Annotated in this window: 12 protein-coding genes and 1 other RNA gene; 3 read left to right on the top strand and 10 right to left on the bottom strand. The window is 57.0% G+C overall.

What is annotated here, in order from left to right:
- Positions 1–33: 33 nt before the first annotated feature.
- The 10 genes from ftsW to rsmI all read right to left on the bottom strand — a co-directional run bounded on the left by ftsW (position 34) and on the right by rsmI (position 10,952).
- Positions 34–1,215, bottom strand: a complete 1,182-nt coding sequence (gene ftsW, locus E0L35_RS08945; RefSeq protein WP_022523903.1) for a putative lipid II flippase FtsW — start codon at positions 1,213–1,215, stop codon at positions 34–36.
- Complete coding sequence (gene murD, locus E0L35_RS08940; RefSeq protein ID WP_035539170.1) at positions 1,212–2,600, bottom strand: UDP-N-acetylmuramoyl-L-alanine--D-glutamate ligase; 1,389 nt, start codon at positions 2,598–2,600, stop codon at positions 1,212–1,214. Before murD ends, ftsW begins: the two co-directional genes overlap by 4 nt.
- Positions 2,601–2,672: 72 nt before the next feature.
- Positions 2,673–3,755, bottom strand: a complete 1,083-nt coding sequence (gene mraY / locus E0L35_RS08935) for a phospho-N-acetylmuramoyl-pentapeptide-transferase (RefSeq protein WP_022523905.1) — start codon at positions 3,753–3,755, stop codon at positions 2,673–2,675.
- A gap of 14 nt (positions 3,756–3,769) precedes the next feature.
- Positions 3,770–5,122 carry a UDP-N-acetylmuramoyl-tripeptide--D-alanyl-D-alanine ligase gene (gene murF / locus E0L35_RS08930; RefSeq protein ID WP_009286390.1) on the bottom strand — a complete coding sequence of 451 codons (1,353 nt, stop codon included), beginning with the start codon at positions 5,120–5,122 and terminating at the stop codon, positions 3,770–3,772.
- Entirely contained in the window at positions 5,122–6,615 is a 1,494-nt protein-coding gene (locus E0L35_RS08925; protein ID WP_022523907.1) for a UDP-N-acetylmuramoyl-L-alanyl-D-glutamate--2,6-diaminopimelate ligase, read from the bottom strand. Before E0L35_RS08925 ends, murF begins: the two co-directional genes overlap by 1 nt.
- A gap of 17 nt (positions 6,616–6,632) precedes the next feature.
- Positions 6,633–8,339, bottom strand: coding sequence for a penicillin-binding transpeptidase domain-containing protein (locus E0L35_RS08920; protein WP_022523908.1), 1,707 nt, complete (start codon positions 8,337–8,339; stop codon positions 6,633–6,635).
- A complete protein-coding gene (ftsL, locus tag E0L35_RS08915) occupies positions 8,336–8,671 on the bottom strand; it encodes a cell division protein FtsL (RefSeq protein WP_022523909.1) in 336 nt (111 codons plus the stop codon). The genes E0L35_RS08920 and ftsL overlap by 4 nt, the downstream gene beginning before the upstream one ends.
- 8 nt (positions 8,672–8,679) lie before the next feature.
- Positions 8,680–9,636, bottom strand: a complete 957-nt coding sequence (rsmH, locus tag E0L35_RS08910; protein ID WP_138800077.1) for a 16S rRNA (cytosine(1402)-N(4))-methyltransferase RsmH — start codon at positions 9,634–9,636, stop codon at positions 8,680–8,682.
- Positions 9,637–9,703: 67 nt separating this feature from the next.
- An RNA gene (rnpB, locus tag E0L35_RS08905) (RNase P RNA component class A) lies at positions 9,704–10,062 on the bottom strand.
- A gap of 32 nt (positions 10,063–10,094) precedes the next feature.
- Positions 10,095–10,952, bottom strand: a complete 858-nt coding sequence (gene rsmI / locus E0L35_RS08900) for a 16S rRNA (cytidine(1402)-2'-O)-methyltransferase (protein ID WP_138800076.1) — start codon at positions 10,950–10,952, stop codon at positions 10,095–10,097.
- A gap of 114 nt (positions 10,953–11,066) precedes the next feature.
- Between rsmI and E0L35_RS08895 the strand changes: the two genes are divergently transcribed.
- The 3 genes from E0L35_RS08895 to E0L35_RS08885 all read left to right on the top strand — a co-directional run bounded on the left by E0L35_RS08895 (position 11,067) and on the right by E0L35_RS08885 (position 13,614).
- Complete coding sequence (locus E0L35_RS08895) at positions 11,067–12,575, top strand: penicillin-binding protein activator (protein ID WP_138800075.1); 1,509 nt, start codon at positions 11,067–11,069, stop codon at positions 12,573–12,575.
- A complete protein-coding gene (locus tag E0L35_RS08890) occupies positions 12,565–12,936 on the top strand; it encodes a YraN family protein (protein ID WP_138800074.1) in 372 nt (123 codons plus the stop codon). The genes E0L35_RS08895 and E0L35_RS08890 overlap by 11 nt, the downstream gene beginning before the upstream one ends.
- An 87-nt stretch (positions 12,937–13,023) precedes the next feature.
- Complete coding sequence (locus tag E0L35_RS08885) at positions 13,024–13,614, top strand: phosphoheptose isomerase (protein ID WP_007114714.1); 591 nt, start codon at positions 13,024–13,026, stop codon at positions 13,612–13,614.
- The last annotated feature ends 33 nt before the right edge of the window (positions 13,615–13,647 follow it).

Here is a 13,647-nt window from a genome sequence, read left to right as displayed (position 1 = left end):
ATCAAACTCCTGATAGCACCAAGCGACATAGCGTTACGATAAACGCGGTTCATGGCGCGATTTATAGGGGGTGGACGCGCGTCGGGGGCGATGACGTGTTTCAGCATCCGTGCGTAGCAGTAGTCCAACCATTACGCCTGTTACTAGCAGGCTAGAGCCGCCATAGCTCATCAGCGGCAGCGTTAGCCCTTTAGTCGGCAACAGCCCGGAACTTACCGCCATGTTAATAAACGCCTGAGCGGCTACGACAAAGCCGATGCCGTAGCTTACATAAGCGCCAAATAGGTGCCCTGCCAGCTCAGCTTTGCGCCCTATCCACATAGCGCGGGCAATAAACAGCGTGAACAACAGCACGACGATAATCGCACCTATCATGCCCAACTCTTCAGCGATGACGGCAAAGATAAAGTCGGTATGCGCTTCGGGCAGGTAATGCAGTTTTTGCACACTGTTACCCAAGCCAGTACCGGTGACGTGCCCCCGTCCGAAGGCGATTAACGCTTGAGTTAACTGGTAGCCGGTCGCAAACTGATCGGCCCAGGGGTCTAAAAAACTGGTCCACCGGGCCAGCCGGTAGGGCTCGATCAACACCATTACAACCGCCCCGGAGCCGAGCAGCAGCCCGCTGCCAACCAGCAGCACCAGCGAGGCACCGCACATCATCAGCATGCCAATCACGCAGACGGTAAAGACCACCATCCCGCCGAAATCAGGTGCTAAAAATAGCAGCCCAACCGGTACGGCCAGCACGGCCAGAGGGCGCCACATGCTGAACGCTCGACGACGCAAATCGTAGGTAAAACGCGACATAAACGCCGCCATATAGAAAATCAGCCCGACTTTGGCAAATTCAGAGACCTGTAAACTCGGCAAGGGCCCCGGCAACGCTATCCAGCGCTTGCTACCATTGATCTCCTGACCAACAATCAGCACCAAAACCAATAGAAAAATAGTGGCGAGCAGAATTAGCGCTGCGTTTTGGCGCCACACTTCAAGCGGCACACAGAGCATAAATACGCAGGCGATGATGGCAAGCACCAGGAAAACGCCATGCTGACGTGAGTAGTGATAGGTATCTTCCAGCAAGCCAATCGACGCCGAGCTGACCATGACCCAACCCAACCCCGCCAAGGCAACCGCCGCTACAATGAGCCATACATCGCAGGGTAGATCCCGAGTGGTAAGCACCGCGCGCAGACGCTGAATTCGACTCATGGCGCTTCCTCGGCTGTAGTCGATGCTTTATCCAGCACCCAGCGACGAAACGCCTCGCCACGCGCTGGGTAATTAGCAAATTGATCCAGGCTTGCACAGGCGGGTGAGAGCAGCACACAGTCACCCGGCTGGGCGAGTTCAAACGCTGCCTGCATGGCCTGGGTTAAATCGTCAACTTGCTGGGTCGTTACGTGCCCATGCAGCGCCTCGGCCAGTAGCGGAGCATCTCTGCCAAACAACAGCACGTGACGCGCGCAGGCTGTTAAGGGTTTGGCCAACGGGGTAAAGTCTGCGCCTTTGCCAATCCCGCCCGCGAGTAAAATCAAACGGCCTTCCAGCGTCGCGCCAATGCCGTTAATCGCCGCCAGCGTGGCCCCAACATTGGTGCCTTTGGTGTCGTTAACCCAGGTGACGCCGTTAATTTCTGCAATCACTTCGCTGCGGTGTACCAAGCCCTTAAATTCCCGCAGCGCGCTGCACATGGGCTCAGCCGCAAAGCCCAGCACTTGCCCCATGGCCAGTGCCGCCAAAGCATTGAGATAGTTGTGCTGGCCGGCCATTTTTAACTCATCAATAGCCAACCAAGGGGTGGAGCCCTGCATTAACGTCAATTTGCTCTGGTGAAGCGCCAGCCCCCACTCGCCCCCCTTTGGGGCTGCTTGCGTAAAGTAAGTCACTTGGTCAACGGGATATTCAGGCCACGTGTTAGAATCATCGGCATTCACCACGGCGTGCTCGGCACCCATAAAAATACGCTGTTTGGCGGTGCGATAGCCGTGCATATCTCCATGGCGATCCAGGTGGTCTTCGGATAAGTTCAGAAAGGCAGCACAACTGGCATTCAGATGGGGCGTCATTTCAAGCTGAAAGCTTGAAAGCTCTAAGATATAGAGCGCGGCATCGGGATGGCTGGTCAACAGATCCAGCGCAGGGGTGCCAAGATTCCCCCCCACCGCCGCATTAACACCGGCAGCAGCGGCCATTTCTCCCAGCAGCGAAGTGACTGTTGACTTGGCATTGGATCCGGTAATAGCAGCGATGGGGGCGTTAGCGGCGCGAACAAAGAGGGCTATCTCGCCCACCACCATCGGTTCACCTGTGTGCGGGTTTAGTTGATCCGCCAGCTCTATCAAACCCGGCATTCTCGGATCAAGACCAGGGCTAACCACTACCTCTTCAACATCACGCAGATCCAGCGACGTTAACGGGCCACAGTGAACTTCAACATCCGGATGAGCGGCTTTAAAGTCATCCAACCCCGGAGGTTCGGCACGTGTATCCGCTACCATGTAGGGCACTTTCAAGCGGCTTAAATGGCGGCATATCGCTCGACCCGACAGCCCCAGCCCCACCACTAGCGTTAATCCTTTAGCAACTCGAACCATCACCGGCTTCCTCTCGCCTCATGCTCTCGACCCGTCGATCCACTCTTGGCCATTTGCATCAACGAACTTTCATTAACGAACCTTGAGCGTTGCGAGGCCGAGCAGCACCAGCACCACGGTAATGATCCAAAAACGCACGATTACCCGCGGCTCAGGCCAACCTTTCAATTCATAGTGGTGATGCAGTGGCGCCATGCGAAAGATGCGCCGCCCGGTAAGCTTATAGGACCCCACCTGAAGAATGACCGACACCGTCTCCATGACAAAAATACCGCCCATAATAAACAGCACGATCTCCTGACGCACGATCACTGCCACCACGCCCAACGCAGCCCCTAACGCCAAGGCACCTACGTCGCCCATAAAGACCTGGGCGGGGTAAGTGTTGAACCATAAAAAGCCAAGCCCGGCACCGGCAATGGTGGCACAAAAAACCGCCAGCTCACCGGTACCGGCAATAAACGGAATATGTAAATACTCGGCAAACACGGTATTACCGCTGGCATAAGCAAACACTGACAAGCCCATGGCCACCAGCACCGTAGGCATAATTGCCAAGCCATCCAGACCATCGGTCAAATTAACCGCATTGGAACTGCCCACAATCACTAAGTAGGTGAGCACGATATAGAATAGGCCCAGCGGCAGTGCGACCTCTTTGAACATTGGCACTAACAAGCTGGTTTCGACCGGCGTTGAGGCAGTCAAATAAAGCAGCACTGCCGCCCCAATCCCCACCACCGACTGCCAGAAATACTTCCAGCGGGCGGGTAAGCCACGCGGATTTTTCTCCACTACTTTGCGGTAATCATCGACCCAGCCGATAGCACCAAAACCTAGTGTGACGCCTAACACCACCCAAATATAAAGATTGGTTAGGTCACCCCATAGCAAGGTACTCATGGCAATGGCCAACAGAATCATCGCTCCCCCCATGGTCGGGGTACCCGCCTTGGAAAGATGGGACTGAGGGCCATCGTCACGCACGGATTGACCGATTTGCCCCTCGACCAGTTTGCGGATCATCCATGGCCCCAGCCATAAGCAGAGCATTAATGAGGTGAGAGCGCCTAAAATCACGCGCAGGGTTAAATAATTGACTACCTGAAAATCAGATTGGTACTGCGACAGAAAATTCGCCAAGTGAAGTAACATGAACGGCGTTTACCTTATTTATCCGAACGCAGTGCATTAATGACATGTTCCATGCCCGCACTGCGCGACCCTTTCACCAGCAAGGTGGTGTCCGGCGGCAAAGTATTAGTGACATGACGCGTTAGCGCCTCGTGATCGTTAAAATGCAGCCCACGACCAAAGGCCTCGCTGGCAGCGCGTGCCGCGTCGCCCAGCGTCAACAGCTGATCAATGCCAAGCTCTGCAGCGTAACGGCCAATGTCCGCATGCAGCGCTGCCGACTCGTCTCCCAGCTCGCCCATTACGCCCAATGCACACCAGCGTGGAGCCGGGAAACTTGCCAGCGTATCCAGAGCGGCTTTGACCGCCCCGGGGTTGGCATTGTAAGTATCATCCAGTAGCTTGCCCCCCCGCAAACCGGGCACTACGGTTAGTCTACCCGCTAGCGCTTGCAATGCACCCACGCGCGTAATGATCTGCTCTGGCGGCACGCCCAGCGCTAATGCCGCGGCAGCCGCAGCTAAGGCATTGCTGACATTATGCTTGCCAAGTAGCGGTAAACGCACTTGGCCCAGCGCCTGACCATGCTGCAGTAGCGTGAAAGCATACCGCCCTTGAGGATCACAGGAAAGCGCTGAGGCGCTGACATCTGCCTGGGGATGAAAGCCAAAGCTAACCACTCGCCTTGGGGCCGCACGCGAAGCCCAAAAGGAGTAGTAGCGATCATCGCGGTTCAATATGGCCGTACCCTGCTCGCTTAGCCCGGCGAGCAGTTCACTTTTCGCCTGGGCGATCTGCCCCATGCCGCCAAACTCACCCACATGGGCGCCGGTGACATTGGTGATAATCGCAATATCGGGCTGTGCCAGCGGCGCCGTCCAGGCGATTTCACCCAGATGATTAGCGCCTAACTCTATCACGGCGACTTTGTGCTGTTGGCGCAATCGCAATAAGGTCAGCGGCGCACCGAAATCATTGTTCAGATTCCCCTCGGTCGCTAACACCTCGCCCAAAGGCCTCAGCAGTGCCGCGCACATCTCCTTAACCGTGGTTTTACCACTATTGCCGGTGACCGCTACCAAGGGCCCGTGCCATGCGCGCCGATGTGCACCGGCTAGCAATCCCAGGGCTAAGCGCGTATCGGGACACACCAATTGGGGTAAGTCGCTAGCAACAGGTGCGTCGACCAACGCCGCTGCCGCGCCAAGCGCATGGGCACGCTCGACAAAATCGTGGCCATCAAAATTGACGCCTTTTAACGCGACAAACAGGCAGCCAGGCTCAATTTTACGGCTATCGGTAACAACCGAGTGAATGATTAACTGTGCACTGCCTGATGGCGCTTCGATGCCGAGCGCGGCGGCCACTTGACCAAGAGCCCAATGCATTACTGCGCTCTCCGCTGAGCAAAAGCGCGTTGAATCTCTTCGCTATCGGCGTAAGGATGGCGCACCCCCTGTATCTCCTGATACGCCTCATGCCCTTTCCCGGCGATCAGCACCACATCCTGGGCGCCAGCTTGTTGAATAGCCGCTACTACGGCCTCGCGACGCTCAGCAATTTCAATCGGCTGCACAGCGGTTGAGAACCCGGTCAGAATCTGCTCACGGATTTGCGCGGCGGATTCATTCCGCGGATTATCGTCAGTGACAACGATGCGATCTGCCAACTGCTCGGCGACCCGGGCCATCTCGGCTCGCTTACCCGTATCACGCTCCCCGCCGCAGCCAAACACACACCACAATTTACCCGCGTCCCCCAAGTGAGCACGTAGCGCCTGAAGGGCACTCTGTAGGGCATCCGGTGTGTGGGCATAGTCCACGACCACACTGGGGGCGTCCACATCGCCATAGCGCTCCATACGCCCCGGCACCGGAGAAAGTGTTGTCGCTGCATCAAACAGCGCATCGAGGGATTCACCTAACCCATACAGCACAGCCATCGCCAGCAGGACGTTATCTAAATTAAAGCGTCCCATTAACGTTAAGCGCAGCATTTTCTCGCCGTCGGGGGTCGCAATCATTGCCTGCTGCCCCTGCTCGAACGCCTGCCAGTCCAGCACCCGCAGCGTAACAGCCTCGTCTTGCCCAGTGGCCAGCACACGTACGCGGCTACTAGAACCAGCCAGCATTAAGCGCGCCAAGGGGTCATCACCATTCACCACCGCCAAGCTAAGCTCAGAACGGCGAAACAGCTTGGCTTTCGAGGCCGCATAGGCCGCCATGCTGCCGTGATAATCTAAATGGTCGCGGGTCAGATTGGTAAACACCCCTACACTAACGTTGACCGCTTCCAACCGGTACTGATCCAGAGCGTGGGAAGAGGCTTCGAGGGCAACGCGCTTCACCCCCTGTTGGGCCAACTCACCCAGCGTCGCCTGCAGCGCCAAGGGGCCAGGCGTGGTTAAGCCACTATCGCTCAGTTCGCCAGGACGCCCCACGCCTAAGGTGCCGACAAGACCCGCAGGTGTTCCCAACGCTTCGCTGAGGGCAGCAATATAGTGAGTAACAGAGCTTTTACCATTGGTACCGGTCACCGCAATGACTTCCAGATCACTAGGCACCTGGTACAGCGCCCTACCTAGCTCGCCTAAGCGCGACGACAAATGTGGCAGTTGCAACACCCGCCCTTCAAGCTGTACATCGCCGTGAGCCCCCTGCGCTAAAACAAGCGAAGCCCCAGCTTCAAGGGCTTGCTCAATGAAATCGCGTCCGTCACGCTGACTGCCGGGCACGGCCACGAAAATGTCGCCCTTGGCAAGCTTGCGCGAGTTCATTTCAATGCGCACCTGATCCGGCAGCTTGGGCAGGTCAGCGGGCAGTGGTGACTTGGGCCATACTTTCGCGAGTGCCGTTAATATTTCGCCTGGACTCAGCGTCATGCCATCTCCTTAAAAAACTACTCCGCCTCGTGATCCGGCGGGACGTCCAGCAAGCGTAAAGCATTCCCCGTCACGCTGGAAAAAACCGGTGCGGCAACGGCGCCGCCATAAAATTCGCCTGCTTTGGGGTGATCAATCATTACCACTGTGACAATGCGCGGGTCGGAAATAGGCGCAATACCGGCAAAAACGCTGCGGTAGGCATCGGTGGTATAGCCCTGCTGGCCTATTTTGCGCACCGTGCCCGTTTTTCCGCCAACACGATAACCCTCGACACGAGCTCGCCGCCCGCCGGTATAGGCCGCAACGGAAGTTTCCAGTATTCGCAACAGGTCATTGGCAACCGTGGGCTCTATCGCGGGGATGCCTTGGGGTGGCTCAGAAAGGCGTAACAGCGAAGGCGGCAGACGCACGCCATCATTGGCTAGCGCCGTGTAAGCACTCGCCAACTGCACCGCTGACACGGATAGGCCGTAACCGTAGGAGAGCGTCGCCCGCTCGCTGCGCGACCAGCGAACTGGCGCCGGTAAGCTGCCAGTGGACTCGCCAGGAAAACCGGTTCCGGGTGCCTGCCCCAGCCCTAACTGGTTATACTTTTCCCAAATCGCCGTATCGCTCAACCGCAGTGCTAGTCGGGACATCCCCACATTCGAAGAGTGTTCCAGAATGCCAGCCAAATCCAGTTCGCCATAATTACGGAAATCGCGAATGGTGAACTGATCCAATCGCATCCAACCAGGCGAGGTATCGACCACAGCATCGCGATCCACCACGCCACTCTCTAACACGGCAGCCATGGCCAGCGGCTTCATCACCGAACCGGGCTCAAATACATCGACCAACGCTTGGTTACGTAACCCACGCGGATCAAGCCCCGCTCGGTTGTTAGGGTTGTAGGAGGGCAAGTTAGCCATAGCCAACACCTCTCCCGTACGGGCATCCATCATCACCAGCACGCCACCATCAGCCTCATTCTCAGCCACCGCTGCGCGCAGCTCCCGGTAAGCCATATACTGGATGCGTTGATCAATAGAGAGGGTCAGTTCGCCCCCTGGCTGGGCTTCGTCAATAACGCCCAGCTCGCGCACCAAGCGCCCGCGACGATCTTTAATGACCCGCCGCTGACCTGGTCGCCCTGCCAGGTAAGGCTGATAAGCAAGCTCCAGGCCTTCCTGACCGACATCGTCAACGTTGGTTACCCCCAGCAGTTGAGCGGCAACCTCGCCAGCGGGATAGTAGCGTTTATATTCACGCTGCGGGTAAACGCCGGGCGTGCGCAGGTTTAGAATCTGCTGGGCCGCCGCGGGGGTCATCTGACGGCGTAAATACATGAACTCATGCTCGCTGAAGCGCGCCACCCGCGCCTCGAAGTCACCCAGCGTCATACCCAGCGCCTGGGCCAGCATTACACGCTGTATAGCATCGTCGGGTAGTTCTTGCGGATTGGCCCAGAGGGTGACCACTGGTGTGGAAATCGCCAACGGTTCGCCATTGCGGTCTGTAATCATGCCGCGGTGGGCAGGGATCGTTTCGTGACGAAGAGTACGCGCGTCGCCCTGGCTTTGCAGAAAGGGTCGGTCAATGACCTGCAGCAAGGTAATCCGACCAATCAAAATAGCCGATGCCAAGCCAATCGCAAGCAGAATAAACATGAACCGCCCGCTGCCGAGCGGAGGGGCAATCGGCGCCTGACGCGAGGTACCGCCTCGACGTTCGCTTCTCATGGTCGAATCACCTCAACATCATGGACATCGGGGATTCGCATACCCAGGCGGTCAGTGGCAATTTGTTCAATACGGGCAGGTGTCGACCATGCGCCCTCCTCGAGCAGCAGTTGCCCCCACTCCGTTTGCAGCTGGTTCTCTTCTTGCTCCAGCTGTTGCAGCTGAGCAAATTGAACCCGCGTCATATGGGTAGTGACAACCACGCCCAGCCCGGAGGCCATGCAGAGTAGAAAGAGTAGCGTAATAGCTACCGGCCAGGCGCGTAAACGCAGCCTGAAAGGCCATTCGGTGCGTAGCGTGGTTGCCCACTGCTCAATCCGATCCATGCTCATGATGACATTTACATCCGTTTGCGTGCAGCCCGCATGACGGCGCTACGTGCGCGGGGATTGGCATCCACTTCCTCCTCGCTTGGCCGCACACCTTTGCCTAGCGCTTCAAGACGCCGATTCATTTGATCATCGCGAATCGGCACCCCTCGCGGCAAGTCGGTATCGCCGCGGACATGGTGGCGAATAAAGCGCTTCACGCGACGATCTTCCAACGAGTGAAAGCTGATAACCACTAAGTGACCACCAGGTGCCAGCGCCTCTAGCGCGGCGTCTAAAGCACTGTCTAACTGCTCCAGCTCGCCGTTGACGAAAATACGCAGCCCTTGAAACGCTTTGGTGGCAGGATGGCGTCCCTTTTCCCAGGCGGGGTGGGCTACTTTTAATACCTCGGCCAAATCCACCGTGTGGGTAAACGGCTTCTCGACCCGGCGAGTGACCACAGCGCGGGCCAAACGTTTGGCATAGCGCTCTTCGCCGTAGGTTTTAAACACGTAGGCAATGTCTGCTTCACTGGCCCGGGCCAGGAAATCAGCCACACTTTGCCCTTGGGTAGGATCCATACGCATATCTAGCGGGCCATCGCGCATAAAGCTGAAGCCGCGCTCGGGGTCATCTAGTTGAGGCGACGACACGCCAACATCGAGTAACACACCGGAAAGCTTGCCAAATACGCCCTGTTCACGGGCAAACTCGGCGAGCTGAGCAAATTCTCGCTGGGCAATCTGAAAGCGTGGATCGTCTATGTCAGCGGCCGCGGCAATCGCTTGGGGATCGCGATCCATCGCAAGCAGCTGGCCCTGAGCATCCAGACGATCAAGGATCAAGCGTGAGTGACCGCCCCTCCCAAAGGTGCCATCTAAATAGACGCCTCGCGCATCGTGCACCAGAGTATCGACAGCACCTTCCAGTAGTACGCTGGTATGGCGAAAGCGGGTAGCAACCTGTTCAGCGTCAGGAGAAGGCATGTTTTTCTCACACAAGATGATAGAGATAGCGTCATTAAGGGCGTGCAAGCACGCCCTGGTACGTAAGTGGGGGAGTCGGCCGATAAGCCGGGTTCTGTCGTGGACAGCCATTCCTCTAGGCGCTGCGTTACCACAGCGCTCAAGCAACCTACCCGGATCCAGCGCGGGCCACGCCATTGGATCCCTATTTGGTCTTGCTCCGAGTGGGGTTTACCATGCCACGCACTGTTACCAGGCGCGCGGTGCGCTCTTACCGCACCCTTTCACCCTTACCGGCCCCGAAAGGCTTAGGCGGTCTACTCTCTGCTGCACTTTCCGTCGGCTCACGCCGCCCAGGCGTTACCTGGCACTCTGCCCTATGGAGCCCGGACTTTCCTCCCCCAACACCTTTTAAGGGGTATTAGCGGCGACTGTCTGGCCAACTCCGGCGGCAAGCATACCAGCGCCCTCGACTTGCCTCAATGCTCACCTTTAATTGCTTGCAAACGCGCGTACCAGACTTGCTTACGACCACCAAGCATTCGCGCGGCAATTGCAGCGCCCTGTTTCACGCCAACCCCCTCTGCCAGCAGTGCCTCCAGCAAGGCGTCCGCTGATATATCCTGATGTTCACTCTGCTCAACCGGCGGAGCCCCAGCAACAATCACCACGAATTCGCCGCGGGCTTGATTAGGGTCGGCAGTCAATTGTTCCAGTAACGATGCAGGCGTACCGTGCAAAAACGTTTCGAAGGTTTTAGTTAGCTCACGCGCCAATACCACATCGCGATCCGCCATTTGCGCCTGTAACGCTTCAAGGGTATGCACGATACGATGGGGAGATTCATAAAACACCAGCGTCTCTTCGCGGGTTTTCCAACCCTCCAATGCTTGGCGCCTTGCGCCTGGCTTGGCAGGCAGAAAACCGGCAAATACAAAGCGGTCTGTCGGCAGGCCCGCCCCTGACAGCGCAGTAATCAGCGCACAGGGGCCGGGAATTGGCACAATATGGCGATTGCGTGCCCGCAACTCACGTACCAGCACAAAGCCGGGATCGCTAATCAACGGTGTCCCGGCGTCACTGATCAGGGCAATATCTTCACCTGCAGCGAGATAGCTATCCAAAGTATCTACCCGGCGCGCTTCGTTGTGTTCATGCAAAGAGAGCATCGGCTTGTTGAGCCCCAAGTGCGCCAACAGGCGGCCACTATGGCGGGTATCTTCAGCAGCAATACGTGTCACTTGGCCCAGCACCCGAGCGGCACGCGCGGTTAAGTCATCCAAATTCCCAATTGGCGTAGCAACCACGTACAATGTGCCCGGATTATCGTCTGTCATTGTTGACTCTCAATTCGTTGATGGCTTGCCCTGCTGGTGCGCTATGCTTGTGCAGTGGCTTGGTCAATCGCTGACAAGCAGCGACAGCGCAAATGGAAACCTAAGGAAGGATACATGAAACAGTCATTACGTGGCTTACTCGCCGCTGCCCTTGTGGCATTTCTCGTTGCTGGCTGTGCGATGCAATCGCCTAGCGTGGTAGATCGAGTGCCCGATGAAAACCCTGGCCAGCTACTCAGCCAAGCGGAACAGCAAGCGCCAGAGCAAGCCGCAAAAACACGCCTGGAAGCGGCTAATATTCTGGCCCGTCAAGGTGAGCGCGACAGAGCCTTCGAAACCGCCGATGGGATTGATGAAAGCTTGCTCTCAGAACCCGACCGGGTACGCTGGGCACTGCTATTTTCCGAGCTTGCCCGCGCGTTGAATGAACCCCGTGCCGTGCTGCGCGCCACTCAGGTACTCGGCGACGAGCTGCCGATGCAGGCTAACCAGCAGGAGCGGCTTGAAGAACGCCAGCGCTGGGCCCGTGAGGCGCTTGATCAGCCCAGCGGCGCAGTGAGCGTTGCGCTGCCAGAGCTTGAGGGTCAGGAAATACGCCGCATCGTGGTAGCACTGCCCGAATCAGGCCCGCTTAGCAGCGTCGCCAATACTATCGCTTCGGCTATGCGGCAGCACCATGACGCCAAGGGCAGCAACGTCGAGCTAAGCTTCCTGGACACCTCGCGCTACTCGATGGATGAGCTCTATGACCGCGCCCAACAAATGAATGCGCAGTTAATTATTGGCCCGCTGGATAAGGATCGAGTTACCCAGCTAGAACAGCGCGATAGCGTGCCGCTCCCTACACTAGCACTCAACTATGGTAGCGGTGATAACAATCAAGCCCAGCGACTCTTCCAGTACGGCCTTTCAGCTGAAGACGAAGCACGCCAAGTTGCCCGCCGCGCCTGGCAGGACGGGCACCGCCAAATGTCCATGATGGTTCCGGATAACGGCTGGGGCCGACGCGTAGGCGAAGCCTTCTGGAATGAGTGGCATAGCCAGGGTGGCGAAATCACCAACGCCGTGCGCTATAACCCGGATAGCTCGGTCTCCAATGCCGTACAAACCGCGCTCAGTGTTAGCGGTGATCGCGCGCGCCTAGGCAATATTGACGCCCTATTCCTGCTCGCACTGCCCGAGTATGCGCGCCAGGTACCGCCGACTATGGATTACTACTACGCTCCCAATCTGCCAATCTATGCCACCTCACACTTGCATGAAGGACGCTTGCAGACTCGCCTCGATCAAGATCTAAACGATGTCATGTTCGTTGATATCCCCTGGCAAATCCCCGACGCCGCCGTTGGTGGCGAAGAGGCTCTGCCCTTTGCATCTACCTACCAAAGCCTGCGGGATGAATCAGACGCTTCCATGTTCCGCCTGATGGCAATGGGCGTTGATGCTTACGAGCTGGCTATCCGCTTTTCCAACCTTGGCGAGCTGAACGGCCTTCATGGCAGCACCGGCACTCTCTACTTAAGCGACGATGGCCGCATCTACCGCGAGCTGCCCTGGGCTAAATTCCAGAATGGCGTTCCATCACCTATTTTAATTCCTAACCTGATCGAAAGTGACGACTAACGCCCACACTGCCCGTGCCCGCGGCGCAGCCATTGAGCAGCTTGCCGCTCAATGGCTGCGCCAACAGGGGCTCACCCTTGTTACGCTGAATCATTACGTGAAAGGGGGTGAGCTTGACTTGGTAATGCGCGATGGCGATATTCTCGTCTTTGTTGAAGTCAAACACCGCACCACGACGCGCTACGGCCACCCGCTGGAAACCGTCACTTATCAGAAGCAACAGCGCCTGGTGCGTGCAGCACGGCTTTATATCGCCCGCGGCGGGCTTTCTTCACCCTGCCGCTTTGATATCCTGGCCATAACGGGTAAGCCGCCCAACCTTGAGTTTCACTGGGTAAAAGCTGCCTTTGATGCCTTTTGACTGTTTTTTTAAAGCTGTTTTTATAAACTGGCTTTAAAAACGGTCTTTAAAAAACACTCTTTATCACTATTCAACCAGGAAGCCCTGATGGACTTTCAATCTCGGATACTCGGCCACTTCAACGCTAGCATCGACACCAAGACGTACGCCAGCGAAGTACTTCCGCCGTTCATTGAAGTGGCTAGCCAAATGATGGTGCAGTGCCTTGTCAGCGAAGGAAAAATTCTTGCCTGCGGCAATGGCGGCAGCGCTGGTGACAGCCAACACTTCTCCTCTGAACTGCTCAACCGCTTTGAGCGAGAACGACCTAGCCTACCCGCACTGGCACTCACCACTGATACGTCCACGCTCACTTCAATCGCAAACGACTATAGCTACAACGAGGTGTTTTCAAAGCAGATTCGCGCCCTCGGGCAGCCCGGTGATGTACTCTTAGCTATCTCCACCAGTGGCAATTCGGGCAATATTGTGCAGGCCATTCAAGCCGCCCATGATCGCGATATGACCGTAGTTGCCCTTACCGGCCGCGACGGTGGCGATATGGCGTCACTGTTAGGCCAGGATGACTGCGAGATTCGCGTCCCGGCGACATCAACGGCCCGCATCCAGGAAGTTCACCTGCTGGTGATTCACTGTTTATGCGATCTTATCGATGAACAGTTGTTTGGCAGCGCTTAGTCGCCATTTGTACTGTGTTAACAACCACGATGT

Origin of the sequence: Halomonas sp. ATBC28 (assembly GCF_005937175.1) — a bacterium.
Taxonomy (GTDB): domain Bacteria; phylum Pseudomonadota; class Gammaproteobacteria; order Pseudomonadales; family Halomonadaceae; genus Vreelandella; species Vreelandella titanicae.
Note: the sequence above shows the minus strand (reverse complement) of the source record. Positions and strands in the feature narration are given on the sequence as shown.